The sequence below is a fragment of the Kineosporia rhizophila genome (assembly GCF_021277265.1).
GTDB lineage: Bacteria > Actinomycetota > Actinomycetes > Actinomycetales > Kineosporiaceae > Kineosporia > Kineosporia rhizophila.
Map to the genome: position 1 here is coordinate 200,788 of NZ_JAJSOH010000003.1, position 20,153 is coordinate 220,940.

19 protein-coding genes are annotated in these 20,153 nt (G+C 69.8%); 12 read left to right on the plus strand and 7 right to left on the minus strand.

Going from position 1 to position 20,153, the window contains the following annotated elements; all coding sequences use genetic code 11:
- Positions 1-6: 6 nt before the first annotated feature.
- A complete protein-coding gene (locus LWF15_RS07595; protein ID WP_232809675.1) occupies positions 7-2,376 on the plus strand; it encodes a glycoside hydrolase family 31 protein in 2,370 nt (789 codons plus the stop codon).
- A 37-nt stretch (positions 2,377-2,413) separates the two neighbouring features.
- Here LWF15_RS07595 and LWF15_RS07600 read toward each other — a convergent pair whose 3' ends face one another.
- Positions 2,414-3,046 (minus strand): RBBP9/YdeN family alpha/beta hydrolase, encoded by a 633-nt coding sequence (locus tag LWF15_RS07600; RefSeq protein ID WP_232809676.1) that lies wholly within the window; start codon positions 3,044-3,046, stop codon positions 2,414-2,416.
- A gap of 76 nt (positions 3,047-3,122) precedes the next feature.
- Here LWF15_RS07600 and LWF15_RS07605 point away from each other — a divergent pair, with 76 nt between their 5' ends.
- From LWF15_RS07605 to LWF15_RS07615, 3 genes are all read left to right on the plus strand, one after another.
- Positions 3,123-3,473 carry a MerR family DNA-binding transcriptional regulator gene (locus tag LWF15_RS07605; RefSeq protein WP_232809677.1) on the plus strand — a complete coding sequence of 117 codons (351 nt, stop codon included), beginning with the start codon at positions 3,123-3,125 and terminating at the stop codon, positions 3,471-3,473.
- 121 nt (positions 3,474-3,594) lie between these two features.
- On the plus strand, positions 3,595-6,273 hold the full coding sequence (locus LWF15_RS07610; protein WP_232809678.1) for a hybrid sensor histidine kinase/response regulator: 2,679 nt from the start codon (positions 3,595-3,597) through the stop codon (positions 6,271-6,273).
- An 89-nt stretch (positions 6,274-6,362) separates the two neighbouring features.
- Entirely contained in the window at positions 6,363-6,629 is a 267-nt protein-coding gene (locus LWF15_RS07615; RefSeq protein WP_232809679.1) for a GlsB/YeaQ/YmgE family stress response membrane protein, read from the plus strand.
- A gap of 44 nt (positions 6,630-6,673) precedes the next feature.
- On the opposite strand, the gene LWF15_RS37365 is transcribed toward LWF15_RS07615, so the two are convergent.
- The 5 genes from LWF15_RS37365 to LWF15_RS07640 all read right to left on the minus strand — a co-directional run bounded on the left by LWF15_RS37365 (position 6,674) and on the right by LWF15_RS07640 (position 12,910).
- The gene (locus tag LWF15_RS37365; RefSeq protein ID WP_232809680.1) at positions 6,674-8,227 is read right to left on the minus strand and encodes a GGDEF domain-containing protein; all 1,554 of its coding nucleotides are present in this window, start codon (positions 8,225-8,227) and stop codon (positions 6,674-6,676) included.
- A 105-nt stretch (positions 8,228-8,332) separates the two neighbouring features.
- The gene (locus LWF15_RS07625) at positions 8,333-9,415 is read right to left on the minus strand and encodes an oxidoreductase (protein WP_285621152.1); all 1,083 of its coding nucleotides are present in this window, start codon (positions 9,413-9,415) and stop codon (positions 8,333-8,335) included.
- A gap of 96 nt (positions 9,416-9,511) precedes the next feature.
- A complete protein-coding gene (locus tag LWF15_RS07630; protein WP_232809681.1) occupies positions 9,512-11,503 on the minus strand; it encodes a glycoside hydrolase family 3 protein in 1,992 nt (663 codons plus the stop codon).
- Between the two features lie 78 nt (positions 11,504-11,581).
- Positions 11,582-12,175, minus strand: a complete 594-nt coding sequence (locus tag LWF15_RS07635; RefSeq protein ID WP_232809682.1) for a TetR/AcrR family transcriptional regulator — start codon at positions 12,173-12,175, stop codon at positions 11,582-11,584.
- An 81-nt stretch (positions 12,176-12,256) separates the two neighbouring features.
- The gene (locus tag LWF15_RS07640; protein WP_232809683.1) at positions 12,257-12,910 is read right to left on the minus strand and encodes an MBL fold metallo-hydrolase; all 654 of its coding nucleotides are present in this window, start codon (positions 12,908-12,910) and stop codon (positions 12,257-12,259) included.
- Between the two features lie 129 nt (positions 12,911-13,039).
- On the opposite strand from LWF15_RS07640, the gene LWF15_RS07645 reads away from it, so the two are divergent.
- From LWF15_RS07645 to LWF15_RS07675, 7 genes are all read left to right on the plus strand, one after another.
- Positions 13,040-13,486 carry a MarR family winged helix-turn-helix transcriptional regulator gene (locus LWF15_RS07645; RefSeq protein ID WP_232809684.1) on the plus strand — a complete coding sequence of 149 codons (447 nt, stop codon included), beginning with the start codon at positions 13,040-13,042 and terminating at the stop codon, positions 13,484-13,486.
- A gap of 52 nt (positions 13,487-13,538) precedes the next feature.
- A complete protein-coding gene (locus LWF15_RS07650) occupies positions 13,539-13,997 on the plus strand; it encodes a type IV pilin protein (RefSeq protein WP_232809685.1) in 459 nt (152 codons plus the stop codon).
- Positions 13,988-14,956, plus strand: a complete 969-nt coding sequence (locus LWF15_RS07655) for an Ig-like domain-containing protein (RefSeq protein ID WP_232809686.1) — start codon at positions 13,988-13,990, stop codon at positions 14,954-14,956. Before LWF15_RS07650 ends, LWF15_RS07655 begins: the two co-directional genes overlap by 10 nt.
- A complete protein-coding gene (locus LWF15_RS07660) occupies positions 14,953-15,579 on the plus strand; it encodes a PulJ/GspJ family protein (RefSeq protein ID WP_232809687.1) in 627 nt (208 codons plus the stop codon). The genes LWF15_RS07655 and LWF15_RS07660 overlap by 4 nt, the downstream gene beginning before the upstream one ends.
- Positions 15,579-17,144, plus strand: a complete 1,566-nt coding sequence (locus LWF15_RS07665; RefSeq protein WP_232809688.1) for an RICIN domain-containing protein — start codon at positions 15,579-15,581, stop codon at positions 17,142-17,144. Before LWF15_RS07660 ends, LWF15_RS07665 begins: the two co-directional genes overlap by 1 nt.
- A gap of 104 nt (positions 17,145-17,248) precedes the next feature.
- Positions 17,249-17,551: a putative quinol monooxygenase gene (locus tag LWF15_RS07670; RefSeq protein ID WP_232809689.1), complete on the plus strand. Its 303-nt coding sequence runs from the start codon at positions 17,249-17,251 to the stop codon at positions 17,549-17,551.
- A 29-nt stretch (positions 17,552-17,580) separates the two neighbouring features.
- Positions 17,581-18,336, plus strand: coding sequence for an AraC family transcriptional regulator (locus LWF15_RS07675; RefSeq protein WP_232809690.1), 756 nt, complete (start codon positions 17,581-17,583; stop codon positions 18,334-18,336).
- Here the strand turns inward: LWF15_RS07675 and LWF15_RS07680 are convergent.
- A complete protein-coding gene (locus tag LWF15_RS07680; protein ID WP_232809691.1) occupies positions 18,266-19,324 on the minus strand; it encodes a zinc-binding dehydrogenase in 1,059 nt (352 codons plus the stop codon). The two genes, LWF15_RS07675 and LWF15_RS07680, sit on opposite strands and share 71 nt — an antisense overlap.
- Positions 19,325-19,409: 85 nt before the next feature.
- On the opposite strand from LWF15_RS07680, the gene LWF15_RS07685 reads away from it, so the two are divergent.
- Positions 19,410-19,979: a TetR/AcrR family transcriptional regulator gene (locus LWF15_RS07685; RefSeq protein ID WP_232809692.1), complete on the plus strand. Its 570-nt coding sequence runs from the start codon at positions 19,410-19,412 to the stop codon at positions 19,977-19,979.
- The last annotated feature ends 174 nt before the right edge of the window (positions 19,980-20,153 follow it).

Genomic DNA, 20,153 nt, shown 5'->3' on the forward strand with positions numbered 1-20,153 from the left:
CCGTTCATGACCTTCCCGCACCGTCTGCCGACCCGTCCGATCGCTGACCCGGCCGCCGTAGTGGCCGGCGAGCGTTACCGCATCACCGTGCTGGCCGACGGGCTGGTGCGCCTGGAGTACGCCGAGGACGGCCGGTTCGAGGACCGCGCCTCGACCTTCGCGGTCAATCGCCTGCTGCCGGTTCCGCAGTTCCGGGTGCAGGAGACCGACAGCCACCTGGAGATCGTGACCGAGCGCTTCCGGCTCACCTACGACCGGGGCCCGTTCACCACCAGCGGGCTGAGCCTGGCCGTGCTGGGCGGGGTCAGCAGCTACCACTCGATCTGGCGCTACGGGCAGGACGAGCCCGGGCTGGGCGGCACGGCCCGCACGCTCGACGACACCGGCGGGCCGGTGCCGCTGGAGCCGGGCGTGGCCTCACGCAATGGGTTCGCTGTGATCGACGACTCGGGCTCGTTCCTGTTCGAGGACGACGGCTGGGTCTCGGCCGAGAATGTTCACCGCCAGGACCTGTACGTGTTCGCCTACGGCCGCGACTACCAGGCCGCGCTCCGGGCCTTCTACGCGGTTTCCGGACCCACCCCGGTACTGCCGCGATATGCCCTGGGCAACTGGTGGAGCCGCTACTACCGCTACACCGCCGAGTCGTATCTGGCTCTGATGCAACGGTTCCGGCAGGAGGGCGTCCCGTTCTCGGTCAGCGTGCTGGACATGGACTGGCACCTGGTGGACATCGATCCGGCGCACGGCAGCGGCTGGACGGGCTACACCTGGAACCGCGAGATGTTCCCCGATCCTTCCGCTTTCCTCCAGCAACTGCACCAGATGGGCCTGCACGTGACCCTCAACGTGCACCCGGCCGACGGCGTCCGCTCGTTCGAGGACGCCTACCCGGCCATGGCCGAGGCCCTCGGCCGTGACCCGGGCGACCCGATCGCGTTCGACGTGACCGACCGCGACTTCATGGCCGCGTACTTCGAGGTGCTGCACCGCGGCCTGGAGGATGACGGCGTCGACTTCTGGTGGCTGGACTGGCAGTCCGGGCCGCACTCCCGCGTCGCCGGGATCGACCCGTTGTGGATGCTCAACCACTTCCACTACCTGGACAACCAGCGCAGCGACCGGCGGGCGCTGACCTTCTCCCGCTACGCCGGGCCGGGTAACCACCGCTATCCCATCGGCTTCTCGGGAGACACGGTGATCTCGTGGGAAGCCCTGGCCTTCCAGCCGCACTTCACCGCCACCGCGGCCAATATCGGCTACGGCTGGTGGAGTCACGACATCGGCGGTCACTTCTTCGGTGCTCGTGACGACGAACTGGCCACCCGCTGGCTGCAGTTCGGCGTCTTCTCGCCGATCCTGCGTCTGCACTCGGGCAACAACCCGTTCATCACCAAGGAACCCTGGACGTTCCCGGGCCCCTTCCAGGAGGTGATGACCCAGTTCCTGCGGCTGCGGCACCGTCTGGTGCCCTACCTGCACACCATGAACCACCGGGCCGCCACCGAGGGCCTGCCGCTGGTCCTGCCCATGTACTACGCCTTCGCCGAGGCCGCCGAGGCCTATCAGGTGCCCAACCAGTACCAGTTCGGCAGCCAGTTGCTGGTCGCCGCCATCACCGAACCCACCGATCGCCGCACCGGCCTGGCCCAGGTCAAAGCCTGGCTGCCCGAGGGGATCTGGGTGGATGTGCTCACCGACCTGGTCTACCACGGTGATCGGGAGATCCTGCTGCACCGGGACCTCGGCGCCATCCCGGTTCTGGCGCGCGGTGGCGCCATCGTTCCCCTGGATGCCGCACAGGTTCCGGCGAACGACCTGGCCCACCCCGAGCACCTGGAAGTGCTCGTGATCGTCGGCGCCGACGGGCAGTTCGAACTGATTGAGGACGATGGTGCGCCTCAGGGCGCCCAGGTCACCACTGCGATCGGTTACGTCCACGACAGCGGCACGCTCACCGTCGGCCCGGCCCAGGGGGATGTCAGCCTGGTGCCCCGCACCCGACGCTGGACCTTCACCTTCCCCGCTCTGGCCACCTCTGCCGATCCGGTCGCCACGGTGGACGGACAGCCTGTGGTGGTGCACACGGAACCGGCCAGCCGCCGGATCAGCATCACCGTCGACGACGTTCCGGCCACGTCCGCTCTGCGTCTCGAACTCGGCCACCGACCGCGGCTTCGGGACAACGACGTCCTCAACGACGTCTTCAAACTGCTCGACCGGGCCCAGATCGAGTACCAGACCAAGTCGAAGGTGCTGACGGTCGTCGAGGCGGACCAGCCGGTCCCGGTGCGGCTGTCCCGGCTGCAGGCGCTGAACCTGGAGTCGGCCCTGTTCAGCGCCCTGGGGGAGATCCTGCTGGCTCGCGCCGACTGATCGGGCACCGGTTGCCCAGGATCGCTCTTGCCGGCGCTCACCCGGTGACGTGCTCCAGGACGGCCGGAAGGGTGGTCACGCCGTCGTCGGCCAGGAAATGACCTGCCTGGGGGACGATCTGGGCGACAGTGCCCAGCCGCTGCGCCAAGGCATCGGTCGCCTCGGCCGGAACCAGGGCGTCGTTGTCCGAGCGCAGCACCCTCAGCCGACGGGTGCGGGTGGCGATGCGCTGCAGGGCCTCGTCACTGACGTCACCGGTGATCGGGTCGGCCAGGTAGCCGTCCAGCTGGGGGAGTGCGGGCAGCGGGCCGGTGAATCCGGCGACCAGGGTGAGGCCGCCCAGCTCCCAGGTGCCCGGATCGGCCGGCAGGGTGGCCAGGTGGCGCAGAAGGGTGAGACAGCCCAGCGAGTGCGCGACCAGGTGGGTCCGGGCGTCGACGGGACCGACTGCGGCGGCGGTGGCGGCCAGCCATGCCTCGGCTTCGGGCGCTTGAGGTTCGGGCAGGGCCGGAACTCTGGTCGCGATCCCGAGTGCGGTCAGTTCCTGGCTCAGCCAGCCGAACCAGTGGTCGTCGGGGGTGGCTCCGTAGCCGTGCAGCACGACTACCCGGTCGATCAGCGCTGCCGGGCCGGGGGCGACGAGGTTGTGGGGGCGAAGAGGGCCGTCCATGCGTCCGTAAGGTAGGCAGTGACGTCAGTGTGAGGGTCAAGACCGCCGGGGCGGGCCGGCGACGAGGGGCGGCACGATGCGGATCGGGCAACTGGCTCAGCTGAGTGGGGTCAGCCGGCGGGCCTTGCGCTACTACGACGAGCAGGGCCTGCTCGTAGCCACGCGCGACGCCAACGGGTTCCGCAACTTCCCCGACGACGCACCGGTCCTGGTTGCGGCGATCCAGGAGATGTACGCGTTCGGCCTGAACTCGGAGATGGTGCGCCGGTTCCTGCCCTGTGCGCGCACCGCTGACCATCGGCTCACCTTCGAGATGTGCCCGCAGTTGCGTGAGGCCCTGGCCGAGCGGCGGGCGGAGGTCACCCGGCGGATCGTCGAGCTGGCCGCTCAGCAGCGTGCGCTGGACGCCCATCTCGTGCCCGGCTGAGGCGAGGCTGTTCGGGTGATCGCACCGGTTGCTCCCGGCCGCAGGTCAACCCGGCTTGGCCGGGGCCCGATACCTCTGGTTGGCGCCGCGTCCGTGCGCATACGGCGGAGGGGGACGAACGGTGGTGGACAAGGCTGGGCGACAGCCGCTGACACGGTTCCTCGCACAGCAGGGGGAGCGCCCGACGCGGCGGGCCCTGCTGATCAGTTCGGCGTTCGCGGTGATCTTCGCGGTCGCGGTGTTCCTGGGCCGGCTGACCGTGGCGGAGGGCACCAACCTGAGCCTGGTGTGGCCGGCGGCCGGGGTCGCGGCGGTGTGGTTCGCGGCTCAGCGCCAGGCGGGCACCCGGCGTCTGGACTACGCCCTGCTGGCCGTGCTGACGTTCGTGATCAACCTGGGCACCGGTGCCTCGCCGCTGCTGGCGCTGTGTTTCGCCGGGGCCAACGTTGTCCAGGTCGGGCTGCTGCACCACCTGCTGCGCCGGTGGAACCCGAAGCTCTGGGGCACCGGCGGTGATGAGCCCCTGACCGGTATGCAGCAGCTCTTCGGGCTGCTCACGGCCTCGGTCGTGGCCACTGCGGCCGGTGGTGTGCTGGGACCGCTGGCGGTGGGGGTGATCACCGGCAACTGGTCGGTGCTGCCGGCCGTGGTCTGGATGGTCCGCAACACGGTCTCGGTGGTGCTGTTCCTCGGGCTGGGCCTGCGGGTGGGGTACCTGATCAGCGCCCATCGCAGCGTGCGGGCCTCCGGTGAGGCGTCGTTCGGGGGCTCGGGCCGGGCCGTCCTGCTGCCCTTCATGCGCCTGAACGGGGCCCGGCGGCTGGAACTGGCCGTTCTGGTGGCGATCTCGGTGGCCGCCTACGTCCTGGTCTTCGTGGTGCTGCCGGAACTGCCGATCGCCTTCCCTCTGCTGGCCCTGACCGTCTGGGCGGCGCTGCGGTTCGACACCACGATCGTGGTGGTGCACGACTTCCTGGCCGGGGCCGCCGCGGTGGTGTTCACCCTGGCCGGGCACGGTCCCTTCACCCTGGTGGAGGACTACGCCACCCGGGCCCTGATCGTGCAGGCCTTCGTCGGCCTGGTCGCGGTGGTCGGCCTGGCCCTGGCGCTGGGGCGCGACGAGCGCGAGGTGCTGCTGTTCCAGGTGCACCAGCGGGCCCGCGAGGCGGAGACGGCCACCCAGGCCAAGTCCGCGTTCCTGGCCACGATGAGCCACGAGATCCGCACCCCGATGAACGCCGTGATCGGCATGTCCGGCCTGCTCATGGACACCCGGCTGGACGCGCAGCAGCGTGAGTTCGCCCAGACCGTCCGCGACAGCGGCGAGGCGCTGCTGACGGTCATCAACGACATCCTGGACTTCTCCAAGATCGAGTCGGGCAACCTCGAGCTGGAGGAGCACCCGTTCGAGCTGGAGGACTGCATCGACAGTGCGGCGGCGGTGACGGCCCTGGCCGCCAGCCGCAAGGGCCTGGAGATGGTGGTCCGGGTGGACGAGCGGTGCCCCGTCGTGCTGGTCGGTGACGTAACCCGGTTCCGGCAGGTGATCGTCAACCTGCTCGGCAACGCGGTGAAGTTCACCGACAAGGGCGAGGTGGTCCTGGAGGTGTCGGTGGCCGAGCCACCGGCCGACCTCCCGCCCGGCCGGGTGCAGATCCAGGTCTGCGTGCGCGACACCGGTATCGGGATCCCGAAGGAGCGCACCGGCCGCCTGTTCCAGGCCTTCACCCAGGTCGACGCCTCCAACACCCGGGTCTACGGCGGCACCGGGCTGGGGCTGGTGATCAGCCGCCGCCTGGCCCAGGCGCTGGGCGGCGACCTCAGCGTGGAGAGCGAGGTGGGGCAGGGGTCGGAGTTCACCTTCACCGCCCAGATGCAGGTGGCGCCGGAGCGGCGGCGCGAGCGCTACGACACGGTCCTGTCCGAGTCGCTGGCCGGGCGGCGGGTTCTGGTGGTCGACGACAACGCGACGAACCGGCGGGTGCTGCAGCTGCTGCTGAACCGCTGGGGCATGATCAGTGTCGAGGTGGACGGGCCGCTGCCGGCCATCGACCTGATCGCCAAGGGTGAGCCGATCGACGTCGCGGTGGTCGACCTGCACATGCCGGACATGGACGGCGTCCAGATGGCCGAGCGCATCCGGGAACTGCCCGCTGGGCGCGACCTTCCGATGGTGATGCTCAGCAGCATGGACTGGCGCCCGGCCGACCGGGGCCGGCTGTTCGCCGCGGTCATGACGAAACCGGTGCGGGCACGGCAGTTACGCACCTACCTGGAAGACATCTTCGCGCCGGTGGAGTCGGTGCTGCGCACGGTCGAGGCCACCGGAGGGCGGCGGGCCCGCGATCCGCAGCCCGGGCCGGTGCGGGCCGCGCGCAGCCTGAAAGTCCTTGTGGCCGACGACAATCAGATCAACCAGAAGGTGGCCCAGGTCATGCTGACCCAGCTGGGACACCAGGTCGACACCGTGGCCAACGGCCGGGAGGCGTTCGAGGCGGTGAACCGGGTGGAGTACGACCTGGTGCTGATGGACGTGCACATGCCGGAGATGGACGGTCTCGACGCCACCCGGATGATCCGGGCCCAGGCGCCGCCGGGGCAGCGGGACGTGCCGATCCTCGCGCTCACCGCCAGCGCCCAGGCCGAGGACCGGGACGCCTGCCTGCGCGCCGGCATGAGCTCGTTCCTGACCAAGCCCATCCGCAAGGCCGAACTGGCCCGGGCGTTCGAGGACATCTTCCCGCCGGAGCCCACGGCGGTGGGTGAGGACGTGACCCACCCGGCCCAGCCCTTGGGATGATCTTTCGTGATGCGCGCTCCGAAGAGTGGGGCTAGCTTTCTCGTCGTCCGGAGAAATCACGACGGGTCGTTCGAAAGGGTTGCAGCATCATGTCGTTCATTTGGGCCATCATCGCGGGACTCATCGTTGGTGCGATCGCCCGGCTCGTCCTTCCGGGCCGGCAGAACATCCCGATCTGGCTGACCATCCTGCTGGGTATCGTCGGTGCGGTCGTGGGTAACGCCGCCGCCGTCGCCCTGGGGGTCGGCGAGACCAACGGGATCGACTGGATCCGCCACATCATCCAGGTCGCGGTCGCCGCTGGTCTGATCGTCCTGGCGGAGCCGCTGTACTCGCGCCGCTCCGTGCGCCACTGATCTTCACCGATCAGCACCGCAGTAGCTTCCGAGAGGCTCCAGGCTCAGGCCTGGAGCCTCTCAGCTGTTTGCTCCTCGGCGCGCATGCTCAGACCGGGCCGGTGGTGCAGGTAGGAACTGCCCGGCCGGGACTTGGCCGAGTACTTGGCCGAGTACATGGCCACGTCGGCCCGGCGCAGCAGCACGTCCGGGTCCTCCAGCGCGGTCCCGGTGGCGATGCCGATGCTGACCCCCACCACGAGGGCCTGCGACCCGAGCAGGACGGGTTGTTCGAGGGCCTGCACGATCCGCTGGGCCACCTCGTCGGCCGCCCGGGCCCCGCCGCCGCGTAGTGCGACCACGAACTCGTCGCCGCCCAGTCGCGCCACGATGTCGCCCGGCCCGACGGTGGCACGCAGCCGTTCGGCCACGGCTGTCAGCAGATGGTCGCCGGCGGCGTGGCCGAAGATGTCGTTGATCTGCTTGAACCCGTTCAGGTCGAGGAGCAGGACGGCCAGTTCGCCGTCGCCGGGGCGGACCCGGCTGCCGTCGAGCTGCTCGTGCAGATAGGCCCGGTTGGCCAGCCGGGTCAGGCCGTCGTGCCGGGCACTGTGGTGCAGTTCACCGAGGATGCGGTGGTTCTCCTTCAGCACGCTCACCTGGCGCACCGTGACCAGGGCGGTCACCCCCGCAGCACCCACGACCACCACCTCGTCGACCGTGCCGCCGGGGCCGAAGGCATCGAGCAGCAGGAGCAGGTGCACCGCCCCCACCGCGGCGTAGGGCAGCAGCGAGTACGAGCGTCGCGGGGCGGAGACGTCGGGCGAGAAAGGCACCGGGCCCAGCCTGCGCTGGCGTTCCGCGGCGGCGGTGGCGAGCATGAAGCACAGCGGATTGCCCACCATCGTGCCGAACAGGTAGGGCCGGAAGTCGTCCAGGTAGGGCTGCAGGGAAGGTGCCACCGTCCCGATCACCGATCCGGCGATGATCAAGGTCAGCACCGATCCGCGCACCACCCGCTGCCCGGACAGCAGCACCTTGGCGAAGGCGAAGACCACCACCATGGCGGCCACGGTCAGGGCCATGGAGGCGAAGACCTGGCCACCCTCCATCGCCATCCGGCGGGTCTGCACGTGCCACAGCAGCACGCCGGCGCCGACCATGATGACGCCGGCGTCCAGCACCAGGCGGGCGTTGTCGCTCTTGCTCCGGGCCAGCAGGGGCAGCCGCAGCAGGGCGCAGATGATCGTCGCCATGGCCAGGGAGGCCCCGGCCACGAGCACCGGCGTGGCGTGCGGGCCGCCGATCTCCGGCTGCCGCCACACGTCCACGCCCTGCCCGCTCAGCGCCACGCCCAGGATGCCGATCGCGCAGCTCAGGGTGAGCCAGAAGCGGCGCTGGGCCGGGTCCACGGTGCAGGCGCGAGCGGTGCGGGCGAACGCGAAGGCGGCAACCGCGGCGGCCAGCGGGGTCGGCAGCCACAGCAGCGCCGAGACCGGGGCCGAGGGCCGGTACGAGCCGGCCAGGCACACCACGAAGGTGACCACGGCCAGCGTGGCCAGGAGCCCGGCGGCCCGCGTCGGCCAGGAGATCGGTGGGACGGGCAGGCGCCGATGCACGCTCGTCCTCCGCTGACCCACGTCGCCGGTCCAGGCCGGGCCCTGGCTGTCGGTGCTACCCGTCGGTCAGGAAGTACCGCATCTGAGGTGTGCGGGTCCTTGGGATCAGTACTGGTAGGCCGGGTAGGTCAGGTAGCCCTGGTCGCCGCCGGCGTAGAACGTCTCCTGGTCGGCGTGTGCGAGCGGCAGGCCGGCCCGCAGCCGCTCGACCAGGTCGGGGTTGGCCAGGTAGGCCCGGGCGAAGCTGATCAGGTCGGCCCCCAGCCCGAGCCAGTGGTCGGCGGCGGCCCGGTCGGCGCGGGCGGCGGGGTCGGCCGACCGGATGGGGTTGACGATGAGCGTCCCGGGCCAGGCACGTCGTAGTCCCAGCAGGGTCTCCTCGTCGGTCGCCGTGGTCAGGTGCACGTAGGCCAGGTCGAGCTTGGCCAGTTCACCCAGCAGGGCGCCGTACAGCTGTGGGACGTCCTCGTCGACGGCGTCCCAGATCCCGGCGCCGGGGGAGAGCCGGATCCCGACCCGGTGGGCGCCGACCGCGTCGGCCGTGGCCGCGGCGGCCTCGACGGCGAAGCGGATGCGCCCGCTCACCGACCCGCCGTAGCGGTCGGTGCGCTGGTTGGCGCTGCTGGAGAGGAACTGGCCGATGAGGTAGCCGTTGGCGCCGTGCAGTTCCACCCCGTCGAAACCGGCGTCCATGGCCCGTGTCGCGGCGCTGGCGTACACCAGGGCCTCCTGCCCGGCCTCGGTGGTGGACAGGGCGCGGGGTACCTGAGCCGGCTGCGGACCGGTGGAGGTGAACACGGTGGTGTTGCGCGCGGCCACGGCGGAGGGCCCGACTGGCTGGATCCCGGTGTGGTCGGAGTGGCCGACCCGGCCGGCGTGCATGATCTGGCCGAAGATCCGCCCGCCGTTGACGTGGACGGCCGAGGTCACCTGCTTCCACGAGTCGGCCTGGGCCTGGTCGGCCAGGCCGGCGCTGTTGGGGTTGGCCTGGCCCTGCCGGCTGGGCTGGATGCCGTCGGTGATGATCAGCCCGGCGGTGGCGCGCTGGGCGAAGTAGGCGGCCATCGACGCGGTGGCCAGGCCCTCGGGGGTGGACCGCACCCGGCTCATCGGGGCCATCACCACCCGGTTGGGCAGGCGCAGGCCGGCCAGGTCGTAGGGCTGCAGGAGGGAGTTCGTTGTGGTCACGCCAAGGACGCTAAAACCTGCCATTGGTGTCAGGGGCAAGTCCGCCTGCCCGGCGGCCGTCAGGGGCCGACGAGCAGGCGGTCATGCGAGCAGAACCTAGCGGTACGACAGCCCGTGGCCGCGCCGGAACAGCGGCTTCACCGAGTCGTCGGCCACGTCCGGCAGCTGGGCTGCGACCGCCTGCTGGCTGGAGGGCAGCTCGAACGGCAGGCGGCCACCGGGCCGGCGCTCGCCGAGGATCGTCTCTAGCAGGACGGAGTCGGAGACACCGTAGTTGGCCAGGACGGCGTCGGCCCGGTCGGTGACGTTCGTCAGGATCAGCGGCCGGTCCAGCTTGGGCACCGCCACGGTGGGCACGCCCGCGTCCACGGCGGCCTGGAAAGCCTGGTAGTCGGGCTCTTTCCCGGTGAAGGCCAGGTCGGTGAGGTCGGCGCCGCCGCGCGGGTCGGACAGGCGGACGATGGCCAGGTCGGCCTGGGCCGGGTCGGTCACCGCGCTCAGCCCCTGGGCCTTGATCGCTTCGGCGCTGATTCCGGGGGCGTAGACCGAGCGCACCTTCTTCGCCTTGGCCGGCAGGGTCTTGGCGTGGTTGGTGAGCAGGGTCAGCGAGGCGGCCTGAGCCTTGTCCCCGACCGCCTGGAAGCGGGCGCTGCCGGAGATCGTGGCGGCGGCCTGCTCATCCACGTAGGGGTTCTCGAACAGGCCGAGCTGGAACTTCTGCACCAGCACCCGCTTGGCGGCCTCGTCCACCCGATCGCGGCTCAGTGAGCCGTTGTTCACGGCCTGGACCACGTAGCTGGGCTCGTTCGAACCGCCCACCTGGTCGACGCCCGCGGTGATGGTCAGGGCGAAGCGTTCCACCACGGACAGGTCCTCCACGCCCCAGGGCATGCCCACGCCCCAGGAGCCGACGAACGAGGCCGGGGGACGGGTGTCGCGGCACACCTGCGGGCAGTTGCCGGTGATGCCCCAGTCCGAGACGATCACCCCGTCGAAGCCGTACCGCCCGCGCAGCAGGTCCTGCAGCATGTACGTGCTGAAGCCGGCCCCGACCTGCTCGACCTTGTGGCCCCGGTGCACCAGGTCTTTCAGGATCGAGTAGGTCGGCATGATGCCGGAGGTCTGGGCATCGAACGCCCCGGTGTACGGCACCAGGTGGGTCTCGAAGTTGTTGCCCGGGAAGGCCGCGTACCGCCCGTAGTAGTAGTGGCTGTCGTAACCGTTGACCTGGGCACCGTATCCGGCCCAGTGCTTGGTCACCGTGGCCACGCTGTCTGCGCCCAGACCGTTGTCGCCGTCCTGCAGTCCGGCGACATAGGCGCGCACCTGCTTCTTGGCGGCCTGGGCGTCGGAGCCGAACGTGCCGTTGATCCGCGTCCACCGGGGTTCGGTGGCCAGATCGGCCTGCGGGGAAAGGCCTTCGGTGATGCCGACGGCGCGGTACTCCTTGCGGATGATGTCGCCGAGCTTCTGGGTCAGGCGCGGGTCGCCGGCGGCGCCCAGGCCGATGGCGTCCGGCATCGCGGTGGTGCCGATCCGGGCGACGGTCTGCCCCTCGGTCACCGAGAAGCCGTTGCGGGGATCGGTCGAGACCACCACCGGGATGCCCAGGGGCTGGCTCTCGGCCGCTTCCTGAACCGTGTTGTTGGCGGCGGCGATCTGCCCTGGAGTGGCCGAGAGCCGGGTGATGAACGTGGTGATGCTGCGCTTGCCCACCAGGTCGGACACCTGGGTGGCGTTGTAGCCGGTGCCGGAGACCGGCAGGGTGCCGTGCACCAGCAGTCCGGCCTTCTGCTCCAGCGTCATCCGTTTCAGCAGGTCGGCGGCCCGCTGGCCGGGGGAGCGGCGCCAGTCCTCGTACGGGGTCAGTTTCCCGTCCCGGTCCAGGTCACGGAACTTCAGGCCGCCGACCGAGATGATCGGCGCCTGGCGGGAACTCAGCTCGGGTTGTCTCGGCCCGGCGGCCTGGGCCGGGCCTGCGCCCACGGCCAGGCCGGCGGTCACGGCGGCCAGTGCCGTGGTGACCAGGGCTGCCTTGGTCCGGGTGCGCCGGTGACTCGCCGGGGACGCCTTCGTCCGCTTGCTCATGGGTTCTCCTTAGATACCGCTGTTCGGCCTCGGCCCGCTCCTTGGGCCGAAGACGTTCCAGTAAGCGCCAGAACAAGCTCAACCGGGCCGCAGCCAGGAGCCGAGCAGCACCTCGATCGCCTGGGACATGTTCACGTCCTGGTCGTAGAGCCACTGCACCTGCAGGCCGTCCATCACCGCGAGCAGGACCCGGGCGACCACCTCGGCGTCCAGGTCGGCGCGCAGCCGGCCCTCCTGCTGGGCCCGGCGCACGTCGTCGGCCGCGTTCTGGCGCAGCCGTTCGTAGCGCTCGGCGAAGTAGGCGTGTGCGGGGGAGTCGCCGGAGGTGGCCTCGGCGGCCAGTTTCGTGAACAGCCGCACCATGCCCGGGCGTTCGGCGTTGTGGTCCATCAGGTCGGCCAGGTTCTCCACCGGGATGACGCCGCCGCCACCCCACTGCGCGCTGTCCTCGCGCTCGCGCTCCTGCAGCACCGCCAGGATCAGGTCGGTCTTGCCGGGGAAGTGGTGCGCGAGCCCGGTCTCGCTGATCCCCACCCGCGCCGCGATCTGCCGCATCGAGGTGGCCCCGTAGCCCTGCTCGGTGAAAACCTCAGCGGCAGCGCGCAGGATCTCGCGTCGTCGTTGAGGTGTCTTGGCGTAGGTGCCCCGGGAACGTCCCGCCGGCGTAGTCATGCGCTGACGCTACGTCGGGAAAGAGAAAATGGGGGACGTGTCCTGCTTTCGTTTGCGCCGAACGGTCAGGCACCGATCGGGTCAGGCCGCGATGGACTCGCCGGGATCGAGGGTGAGCATCGGTGTGGCCGTTGGACCGGTCTCGCCGAGGAACATGCCCATCGAGGCGCGCCCGATCTCACTGAGCATCACGTCGTGGATCTGCACCGTCCGGCGAGGAGCGACAGCCTGCACGAAGTCGATGGCCTCACCGACCTTGAACCACGGCCCACTGACCGGCAGGAGCAGGGTCTCGACCTCGGCGCCGGGCAGCAGATAGGCGTCGCCCGGGTGGAAGACGGTGCCACCGACCACATAGCCGACGTTGTGGGGGACGGCGATACCGGCGTAGATCTGGGCGTGCTCGCCACCCACGGCGCGGATCTCGACTCCGCCGATGTCGAACGTCTCGTGCCCCCGCAGGGCGGTGACCCGGCCCGCGCGGAAGGCGTCGGTGTCTTCGAGGTCCCTGACCACCGAGGCCGGTGCCCACAGGCGCAGTTCGGGGCGGGCGGCGAGCGCGGCGCGCACCTCGTTCGCGGCGAAGTGGTCGAAGTGCTCGTGGGTGACGAGCACGGCGGTGGCGCTCGCCAGCAGTTCCGGGGTGTTGGGAGTGAAAGTGCCCGGATCGAGCAGGATCCGCTGGCTGGCCTCCTCAAGGACGACGGTGGCGTGGGTGTGCTTGGTGAGTTTCACGAGGGCGGGTCTCCATCACGATGTACAACATAGCTGTATATCCAAACTGTACAACATAGTTGTGTACCCTGACGGATCAGAGGCTCACCGACGTCCCAAGTTGTGCACCTATGCTGTACATTTCTGAAAGTGACAACTGAGGACGATCTCGCGGCCGAACTGAGCGAGTCGTTGCGGCAGTCGGTGGGCGCCTTTGTGCGCGCCACACGTTCGCGGGCCGACACCCTGCCGCCGTCACGCTCGGAAACGCTGGGACTGCTGGCCCGTTCGGGCCCGCAGTCGATGGCCGAGCTGGCCGCCGGGCGGGGCGTGAGCCACCAGACGGTCAGCCGGATGGTCACCGAGCTGGAGCAACTGGGGCTCCTCGGCCGCTCACCCAACCCTGAGGACGCGCGCGGCTACCTGATCGCGATCAGCGACCGGGGGCGCTCCGCTCTGGAGGCCGACCGGCAGGCTCGCCGGGACCGGATCGGTGCGGCGATCAGCGCCGTCCTGACGCCGGCCGAGCGAAAGGTCCTGGCCCAGGTGCCCGGGCTGCTCGACCGGTTGTCGCAGGAGATCGCCACCCCGACCTGACCGGTCGCCCCGGCGCCTCAAGAAAAGACCCGAACGGCCGAAGCTTAGAGAGTTGTCCAGGGCCTGGGGGCGAGCGGTGCGGGGCGGTGTGCGGATGCGTACGGCCGGTTTCACTCTGGTGGAACTGCTGGTCGTGATGGTGATGGCCGGGATTCTGGCGGCGATCGCCATCCCGGCCGTTGCCGGGCAACGCCGCCGCGCCGTCGACGGGGACATGAAGAGCGACCTGCGGGCGGTGGCGGCCCGGATGGAGACGTATTTCGCCGATCTGAACAGCTACCCGACCACGATCACCATTTCCGGCAACAACGCCGTCCTGCCCGGCGGGTACACCACCCGGCTCTCGGCGGGCACCACGATGTCGGTGACCACGCCGGCCCGGGCCAACAGCATCCTCACCTACTGCCTGGTGGCCTCGCGCAAGTCCGGGGCCTCGCCGGGCACCCAGAACTGGGTGTGGATCAACGACAAGGGCGGCCTGCAGAGCAGCGGGGTGGTGACGTGCAGCTGAGGGCCCCGAGGACTCTGAGGACTGATCAGCGCGGTTTCACCCTGATCGAGGTGATGGTCGCCCTGGTGCTGATGTCGCTGATCCTGATGTCCGGAGGGATGTTCATGATGCGGGCGATGTACACCTCCTCGTCCCTGGGCACCCGGGACTCGGCCACCACGGTGGCCAACCAGGTCCTGGAGGAGGTGCGGGCCATGGACCCCACGTTCGACGGCGACGATGTGATCCCGCTGGTCTACGGGCGCACCAAGTCGGCAGTGGTGGCGCAGTGGGGCACGGCCGCGAGCGCCGGGGTGGACGTCAGCCAGACCTACGTGGGCAGCGGCAGTACCGACTACGACAACGCCACCTACGACGCGGGCACGCATGCGGTCAGCATCCCGTTGGAGCAGAAGAGGACCTACGGAAACCGCGACTACACCGTTTCCATGCTGATCGGGGCGTGTGCCCGGGCGGACACCGGAGGCGCTTGCACCAAAGGGACGACCGGCTCGCTGTTGCTGCGGGTGGTCGCCCTGGTGCGGTGGAAGAGTCCCCTCGACCAGTGTCCCGCCACCGGATGCACGTACGCCGCGGCGACCCTGATTGATCCGGCCAAGGACCCGCAGTTCAACTCCAGCCGCCGTCCGGTCGCGAACGCCGACAGCGCCTCCACCACCGCCGGCACGTCGGTGGACATCCCCGTGACGTTCAACGACAGCGGAGTCTTCGCCCTCTACGGGGCGGTCTCGCTGATGTCCACCCCGGCCAACGGCACGGTGTCGGTGTACTCCACGAACAACATCGTGAAGTACACGCCCAAATCGGGTTTCGCCGGGATCGACACGTTCACCTACCGTGTGGTGGACACCTCGAACCGGGTCTCGGACGTCGCCGTGGTGACCGTGGTGGTCTCACCGCTGAGCGTGCCCGTGCCCCTGCCCACCTCGATCGGTGGCCTGCTCGGGGCCGCACCGTGAGGGCCCGCGGGGAGGACGGCCTGACCCTGATCGAGATGATCGTGGCGATGACCATCTTCGGTGCGGTGCTGGGCATGTTCGTCACCGTGGTCGCGAACTTCACCGCGATGACCACGAAAACGGTGAACCTGGCCGACCAGAGTGCCGACGCCCGGGTGGTGTACAACCTGTTCGACCGCTCGGTGCGCTCGGCCTCGGCAGTGAACCGGCCGCAGCGCACCGGCAACAACTGGTACGTGGAGTGGCTGTCGACGGTCACCGATCCGGAGCTGTGCACCCAGTGGGTGCTGCGCACCGACACCGACACGCTCGCCCTGCGCACGTGGGTACCGGTCTCGTCCGGCACGACCACCCCGTCGAACTGGCGCACGGTGTCCACCGACGTGGTGAACACCAACGCCCAGGCGCCTTTCGTGTTCACCGCGGCGACCATGACCAGCCCGCTGCAGAGCCTGGGGGTCAACCTGTACTACCAGCGGGGCGCCGACACCGGGCCGACCCAGAGCAACACCACGTTCGTGCTGCTGAACTCCGGGATCTCGGCGCTGTCGAACCCGGACGTGAACGACGACGACGTGAGTGACAAAGAGGTCTGCACCGACATCGCGAACCGGCGGCCCTGATGGGGAATCCCGAGCAACCCTTGGCTGCCCGCGGCGATCAGGGCGTTGCCCTGATCACGGTGGTGGTGGCGATGCTGGTGCTGTCGGCCCTGAGCCTGCTGACCCTGGGTGCGCTGATGTCTCAGGTGGCGCCGGTGGAGTACCAGACCAAGGCCAACCTGACGATCAATGCGGCGAAAGGGGGGATGGACGCCGCCCTGGCGGCGATCCGGAAGGCCACCTACGTGGAGAGCGGCACGACCTACGGCGACCGCGCCAAGCTCCCGTGCTGGACCTCCCAGGTGGGCACGCTGCAGGCACCGATCACCCGGGCGACGGTGAGCTACTCGGTCAGCATCCGCTACTTCAAGAGCGACCCCACCCCGCAGTCCGAGACCTGGCGCACGATCAATGCGCTGCCCTGCACCCAGGGGCTGGGAACATTGATCACCCCGGCCTTCGCCCAGATCACCTCCTCGGCCACCGGTGCCGCGCTGGCGAACCTGCCGGCCAGCTCGGGCGACCGCACCCTGCAGGGCACCTACACGTTCAGCCTGACCAACCCGCAGCTGCCCGGCGGCCTGATCAAGGACCCGCAGGGCCTGTGCTACATCGGAGGCCTGCTGCTGGGATCCGGGGTGACCGTGGGCACCTGCGCCCCCGGCGCGGACGAGCAGATGTGGATCTACACCACCAATTATCAGCTGGTCCTGGTCGCCACCCGCGCGGCGGACGGCACCGGCGGCCTGTGCCTGGGGGCCTCGAGCAGTACCGGGGCCACGGCCATGAAGGTCTGCGACATCACCGACTACGGTCAGCGGTGGGGGGTCAGCGGCAGCAACCCGGTGCACCTCTTCGGCCACCTCGGCGGTCAGTACAACAAGACCTGGTGCCTGGGCCCCGCCACCACCGGATCGGCGGGCAGTCCGGCCGTCGCGAGCACGGGTACCTGCGGCGACGCTGCGCGCGGGGTCTACCCGCAGCCGTCGGTCGGCGCGGGGGCGGCCGGGACACTGGTGAAGACCCAGGAAGAGATTCACCGCAAGCCTTTGCAGTGGGTGAACTACCAGGAGTTCGGCCGGTGCATGGACATCAACGGCTGGAACGTCAGGGCGAGCATCCACATCGTCTACCCGTGCAAGCAGGACCCGATGGCCGGGGCGACCTCGGCCGCCTCACCGGGCTGGAACGAGGTGTTCACCTGGGACATGAACACCAAGTACTTCTACGCCAACGCTGCTTCCAGCAGCAACAAGCCCAGTGACCCGAACGACCCGGCGTACTGCATGAAGAGCCCCAACAAGATCGGCGGGTACGTCGGCTTCTCCACCCTCTGCAGCGCGGTGACCACGGCGACGGCAGCCCCGTTCAAGTGGACGGTGAACCGGGACACGGGAATCTACGCAACGAGTTACACAGTGGTCGACAGCTACGGGCGGTGCCTGGCCAACGGCCCACCGACCGGCAGCTACTCGTCGCTGATCACCAGCACCTGCGACGGCAGCGAGGGGCAGAAGTGGAACGCCCCGGCCGGTTTCGCCCCCTCCGACCTGACCAGCATCCAGGAACTGCGCAACTCGTCCTGATGCCGGTCCGGCCGGAGCGCAAAGGTGTCCGCTGGCCGGAGGTCCCCCGGCCGTCCGCCCGAAAGGATCAGAGCATCCATTGGGGCGAACTGCAGGAGACACACATGATCATCGTCATCGTCGAGTTCGACGTCGCTGCCACCGACCGGCCCGTGGCCCTGGCCCACCTTCACGCGCTGCGGGAAGCGGCCTGTGTGATGCCGGGAAACCTGGCCTACCGGGTGCACGCTTCCCGCGAGAACGAGACCGGCATTACCTTGGTGCAGGAGTGGCAGGACGAAGAGGCGTTCTCGGGCTATCAGACCTCTGATGCCTTCGTGGCCTCCGGCCCGGTACTGCGGCCGCTCATGACCGGGGTCCCGGTGAGCCGCCGGTTCCGGGCCGAGCTGCTGGAGACGGTGGCCTGAGTTCGCGGTGATCTAGGGGAGGAGCGGTGATGGCGCGCGAGGCGTTCGCCTTCGCCCGCACCTTCGCTCCCGGGCCGGCCCGCGACCTGCTGGTGGACCACCACTACCTGCTCTGTGCGTCCTCCGGCGCTCTCCGGCTGGAGGAACCCGGACAGTCGTGGTTACTGCCGCCGGCGAGGGCCGCCCTGATCGAAGCCGGACGACCGATCCGGGTGAGCATCCCGCAGTCGGTGAGCACCGCGTCCGTGCTTTTCAGCACTGGCTTCGCCCCGCAGCCGCCGGCCCCGCTGGCGGTGTTCGATCTCAGCCCGCTGGCCCGCGCGCTGGTGGCGGAGTGCCGCGGCTGGGGTGAGAGCGAGGAGCCACTGTCTGCCTATGCGGCTGCCCTGTTCACCGCCCTGGCCGCGGTGACGTGGCGACTCGCCGAACGCCCGAGCCCGGTCGGGCTGCCGACCGGCCGGTCGGCGGAACTCGGCCAGGCCCTGCAGATCACCCAGGAACGTCTGGGCGATGACCTGCGGTTCGAGGACGTGGCCGCCCGGGTCGGGCTGGCGCCCCGGTCGCTGGCCCGCCGGTTCGAGGACGAGCTGGGCATGACCTGGCGGGCGGTGCTGCGCCGGATGCGGGTGCTACGGGCGATCGAGGAGCTGGCGGCCGGGGACGCGCCGGTCACCCAGGTCGCCTTTGCCGTCGGCTACTCGTCACTGTCGGCGTTCAACGCTGCCTTCCGTGAGCTGACCGGCCGTACTCCGAGCGAGTACCGGGCCAGCTTCCGGCCGTCGTAGAGCCGCGTGAGTCTGGTTGATCGGCAGGTTGGTGCTCTCCGGCCAGGACGATCCGCCCGAACACCTCCCCGGCGTCCATCCGGCGGTGTGCCTCGGCGGCCTGGTCCAGGGGAAGAACGTCGTGGATCACGGCCCGCAGGTCGCCCCGGGCGGATGCCTCGAACTGCTCGCTGCGTGCCTGGCCTCTCTGCGCGGCGGGAATGCTGTCGAGACTGAAGGTAGCCAGCGACCGAGACTGCTGGAACGACTGCAGTAGGCGCGCACCTACGTCCATTGTCGGCATTCCCGCCACAGCACCCACCAGCACGAGACGCCCGTTGGCCGCCAGGCGATCGATGAAGTCGGGGACGTCGGGACCGCCGGCGATGTCAATGATCACGTCGTAGGCTGCTTCTGCGGGGCCGCCGGTCCGATTGAGGACGTTTGTGGCCCCCAGTTCGCGAAGCCGGTCACCTCTGCTCTGGGAGGAGGTGGTCACTGCGACCGCGCCTGCGCCGGCACGGGCGGCGATCTGTACCGCCGCGATACCGATGCTGCCCCCGGCTCCACGGACCAGCACGGATTCACCGGCGCTGAAATGCGCATGTCTAAGCGCGAAGTGAGCGACGGTGGCGGCGCTGCCCAGCGTGGCGGCCTCGATGCTGCTCAGGCCGCTCGGGAGCGCTGTGATGTCTTCGACTGCGGCCACCGCCATCTCGGCGTATCCACCGCTCATGCCGGTGAAAGCCCAGACCTGGCGGTCCTTCCAGGAGGGATCGACCCCGTCGCCGACCGCGACCACGGTGCCGGCGACCTCGCTACCGGGAATCAGGCCCGGCCCGAAATCGGTTCTGCGGATGGTGCCCCGGCGGATCACGGCGTCGACTCCGCCCACCCCGATGGCCTCGGTCGCGATCAGGACCTGTCCAGGGCCGGTCGCTGGGGTGGGAACCTCCACCACGGCCATGCCGCTGGGGTCGCCGAATTCATGAATCACTACTGCGCGCATCGTCTTTCCCGGTGTCTCGTGCGGTGGTGCCGTACAGTCGGGGACGTTAACGGACGCCCGCGTCCGCTTGGAGGAAGTGAGACGGATGGACGATCAGATGCCTCGGCTACGCGCGGATGCGCAGGACAACCGCGACCGATTGCTCGAAGCCGCCCACGCACTGTTCGCCGAACACGGCCTCGACGTCACCATGCGCCAGATCGCCCGCCGGGCCGGAGTGGGCCCGGCCACGCTGTACCGCCGCTTCCCGACCCGGCAGGACCTGATCGAGGCCGCGTTCGCCAACGAACTGCAGGCCTGCAGTTCGATCGTGGAGGACGGATGCGGGGACCCGGACCCGTGGCTGGGGCTGTGCTCGATCATCGAACGGCTCAGCGTGCTCAATGCCCGCAACCACGGCTTCGTCCAGGCTTTCCACGCGGAGAACGCGACCATCGGCGCCCGGGAACACCGCGCCTGCCTGCTGCGCATGGTCACCCGGCTGGCCGAGCGCGCCAAGCTGGCCGGGGCTCTGCGCCAGGACTTCACCGCGGACGACTTCGTGCTCGTGCTGCTCGCCGGCCGCGGCCTGACCACGCTGCCACCACCGCAGCGGGAGGCGGCGGCCCGCCGGTTCGCCGCCCTCAGCATCGACGGACTGCGAGCCCGAGCGTAAAGGTGGCCTGTCAGCTGACCGGATGTACTCCGAGCGGGTACTGGGCCAGCTTGCGGCCCCTGACTGTGCGTCAGGCACTCGTCCGGACGGGTGTTGGGTTGCCTGAGCACGCGTGTTCGCCGACCGGCCGGCCGTAGGGAGCCGGTGGTGACAGGTGCAGGCCGCGGGATCGCG

What these genes read in the sequence shown, in the direction of transcription:
- LWF15_RS07595 (WP_232809675.1), top strand. Translation starts at nt 7, where the DNA reads ATGACCTTCCCGCACCGTCTGCCGACCCGTCCGATCGCTGACCCGGCC.
- LWF15_RS07600 (WP_232809676.1), bottom strand. Translation starts at nt 3,046, where the DNA reads ATGGACGGCCCTCTTCGCCCCCACAACCTCGTCGCCCCCGGCCCGGCA.
- LWF15_RS07605 (WP_232809677.1), top strand. Translation starts at nt 3,123, where the DNA reads ATGCGGATCGGGCAACTGGCTCAGCTGAGTGGGGTCAGCCGGCGGGCC.
- LWF15_RS07615 (WP_232809679.1), top strand. Translation starts at nt 6,363, where the DNA reads ATGTCGTTCATTTGGGCCATCATCGCGGGACTCATCGTTGGTGCGATC.
- LWF15_RS07630 (WP_232809681.1), bottom strand. Translation starts at nt 11,503, where the DNA reads ATGAGCAAGCGGACGAAGGCGTCCCCGGCGAGTCACCGGCGCACCCGG.
- LWF15_RS07635 (WP_232809682.1), bottom strand. Translation starts at nt 12,175, where the DNA reads ATGACTACGCCGGCGGGACGTTCCCGGGGCACCTACGCCAAGACACCT.
- LWF15_RS07665 (WP_232809688.1), top strand. Translation starts at nt 15,579, where the DNA reads ATGGGGAATCCCGAGCAACCCTTGGCTGCCCGCGGCGATCAGGGCGTT.
- LWF15_RS07670 (WP_232809689.1), top strand. Translation starts at nt 17,249, where the DNA reads ATGATCATCGTCATCGTCGAGTTCGACGTCGCTGCCACCGACCGGCCC.
- LWF15_RS07675 (WP_232809690.1), top strand. Translation starts at nt 17,581, where the DNA reads ATGGCGCGCGAGGCGTTCGCCTTCGCCCGCACCTTCGCTCCCGGGCCG.
- LWF15_RS07680 (WP_232809691.1), bottom strand. Translation starts at nt 19,324, where the DNA reads ATGCGCGCAGTAGTGATTCATGAATTCGGCGACCCCAGCGGCATGGCC.
- LWF15_RS07685 (WP_232809692.1), top strand. Translation starts at nt 19,410, where the DNA reads ATGGACGATCAGATGCCTCGGCTACGCGCGGATGCGCAGGACAACCGC.